At 75.9% G+C, this 2,074-nt stretch carries 2 protein-coding genes; both read right to left on the reverse strand.

The genetic code is table 11. The annotated features are described in order from the left end of the window. Positions 1 to 14: 14 nt before the first annotated feature. Entirely contained in the window at positions 15 to 1,052 is a 1,038-nt protein-coding gene (locus DQW06_RS10770) for an aminotransferase class V-fold PLP-dependent enzyme (RefSeq protein WP_013153017.1), read from the reverse strand. Positions 1,053 to 1,066: 14 nt separating this feature from the next. Next, the gene (locus tag DQW06_RS10775) at positions 1,067 to 2,041 is read right to left on the reverse strand and encodes a phosphotransferase family protein (protein ID WP_117198381.1); all 975 of its coding nucleotides are present in this window, start codon (positions 2,039 to 2,041) and stop codon (positions 1,067 to 1,069) included. Between the last annotated feature and the right edge of the window lie 33 nt (positions 2,042 to 2,074).

A 2,074-nucleotide genomic window follows, 5' to 3' on the forward strand; every position in this document is an offset into this window, starting at 1 on the left:
GCGCGCCCCCCGTGTTAGGGCTGGAGCAGGGCCTTGGCGGCGCGCTCGGCGTCGTCGAGGGTGTTGTACAGGTGGAAGGACAGGCGGGTGCGGCCCCCGCGCTCGGTGGTCACCACCCCGGCCCGGGCCAGGCGCTCGGAGGCGCCGGGCAGGTCGACGCTGGTGATGGCCGAGTGCGCGGGCTCCTGCCCCAGCGCCGCGCGGAAGTGGTCGGTCAGGGCGGTGTTGTGGGCGCGCACCCTCTCCAGGCCCGCCTCCAGCAGGACCCGGCTGGAGGCTGCGGCCGCCACGGCCGCGAACCAGTTGGGCGAGGTGTCGAAGGCGCGGGCGGTCGGCGCCGGGTCCATCCGGGCGGCGTACATCGCCGAGGCGGTGTCGCGGGCGGCGGCCGGGCCGGCGTTGTTGGGGCGCAGCCGCGCGCGCAGGCCGGGGGACAGGTAGGCCAGGGCCAGGCCGCGCGGCGCCATGAGCCACTTGTAGGCCGAGGCGATCAGGGCGTCGAAGACGGTGGCGTCCAGGGGGGTCCATCCGGCGGCCTGGGTGGCGTCGGCCACGACCAGGGCGCCGTGGGCGCGGGCGGCCGCGACGATGTCGCCGGTGGGGGCCAGGCGTCCGTTCGCCGAGTGCACCGTGCTGAAGGCGACCAGGTGCGTGCGCGCGTCCACGGCCTGGGCCAGGCGGTCCAGGGGGACGGCCTCCACGGTGACGCCGCGGTCGGCCTGGGCCTGCCAGGGGAAGACGATCGAGGCGAAGTCCCCCTCGGGAACCAGGACGCGGGCGCCGTCGGGCAGGCTGGCGGCGATGGTCCCGGCGATCTGGGCGGTGCTGGCGCCCAGGGTGAGGTCGTCGGCGGGCGCGCCCACCAGGGCGGCGAGGTTGACGCGGGCCTGTTCGAGTTCGCGCCCCCAGGCCGCGGGGTTCCCGGTGGCGGTGTGCCAGGAGCGCACGGCGTCGGCCAGGGCCTGGTGGGCGGGCCGGGGCGGGATGCCGTACTGGGCGGTGTTGAGCCAGACGGTGTCGGTGCTCCACAGGTCGGTGATGGTGTCGTCCATGGGTACCGAGTGTGTCAGGCGGTGGTGGCCAGCGCGATGTGGAGGCTGTGCTCGACGATGCCGAGCATGAGGGCCCGGTCGGGGTAGCCGCCGTCGAGCAGGCGCAGGGGACCGGCGACCAGGGACAGGTGCAGGGCCAGTTCGTACAGGGCGGTGCGGGCCGTGTCCAGGGGGCGGGTGGCCAGGCGCGGGTGGTGCCCGCCGAAGCGCAGGCGCAGGAAGGCGTGCTCCCACTCCACGTCGAAGAACATCAGCCCCTCGATGTCGATCAGGACGGGGGCACCCTGGGCGTCGACCAGGACGTGGTCGGGTCCGAGTTCGCCGTGGATGAGCGCGTGTTCGCGGCGGGGTTCCACGCGCGCGGCCAGGGTGTGCAGGGTGGCGGTGAGGCGTTCACGGCTCCGGCGCATGCGCGGGTCGCGGTGGGCGGCCTCGTCCAGGTCGGTCAGGGCCCGGTCCAGGACCAGCTGGTGACAGGAGGGGGCGTCGGCGGCACCGCCCGCGTCCAGGTGGGCGACCTTGCCGAAGGCGGTGTCGGTGCTCGCGTGCATGGTGCGCAGGTCGCGGCCCAGGCGGTCCAGGACCGGACGCGCGGCGCGGGGGTCGCGGTGCAGGAGTTCTTCGAGGGTGGGACCGGGGACGTCCTCGAGGACGGCCAGGCAGCCGGGGTGGTGGGCGCCGCTGGTGTCCAGGGCGTACAGGCGGGGGACGCGCACGCCCAGGTCGGTCAGGGCGCGGTGGGCGGCGGTGAACAGGTCGGCGCCCGAGGCGTGGGAGAAGGGGTCGGCCGGGTCGGCGCCGTGCGCGGTGGCGGGCCAGTAGTCCTCGCTGTCGTGCCACAGGTAGGCGATGACGGTGGTCTGGTCCAGAGCCAGGCGGTAGACGCCCTTCTTGGAGCCGCCGCGCAGGCGCTGGACGGCGCGGGCGGGGCCGGGGCGCCCGAGCAGGTCGGGGACGGCGCGGGCGAGGTCGACGGCGGGCGCGCTCATGGCACTCCTGAGGGGTGTGGTGGGGTGGGCGGC

It is taken from the genome of Nocardiopsis sp. TNDT3 (assembly GCF_003427465.1).
GTDB lineage: Bacteria > Actinomycetota > Actinomycetes > Streptosporangiales > Streptosporangiaceae > Nocardiopsis > Nocardiopsis dassonvillei.